Annotated in this window: 1 protein-coding gene; it reads left to right on the top strand. The window is 49.6% G+C overall.

The window, feature by feature from the left end; translation table 11 throughout:
- Positions 1–79: 79 nt before the first annotated feature.
- On the top strand, positions 80–385 hold a 306-nt coding region (locus GQA99_RS20705; RefSeq protein WP_206194599.1), incomplete at its 3' end, for a hypothetical protein.

Genomic DNA, 385 nt, shown 5'->3' with positions numbered 1-385 from the left:
AGGGAGTTCCCCAGGTGCCAAGAGTTATCAGCAACATCCAGATGGCAATTTTCAGCAACATCCAGAGGGAGTTCCCCAGGTGCCAAGAGTTATCAGCAACATCCAGAGGGCAATTTTCAGCAACATCCAGAGGGAGTTCCCCAGGTGCCAAGAGTTATCAGCAACATCCAGAGGGCAATTTTCAGCAACATCCAGAGGGAGTTCCCTAGGTGCCAAGAGTTATCAGCAACATCCAGAGGGCAATTTTCAGCAACATCCAAAGGGAGTTCCCCAGGTGCCAAGAGTTATCAGCAACATCCAGATGGCAATTTTCAGCAACATCCAGAGGGAGTTCCCCAGGTGCCAAGAGTTATCAGCAACATCCAGAGGGCAATTTTCAGCAACA

It is taken from the genome of Shewanella litoralis, assembly GCF_009828585.1.
GTDB classification, from domain to species: Bacteria; Pseudomonadota; Gammaproteobacteria; order Enterobacterales; family Shewanellaceae; genus Shewanella; species Shewanella litoralis.
This window is presented reverse-complemented; position numbering and strand designations above follow the sequence as displayed.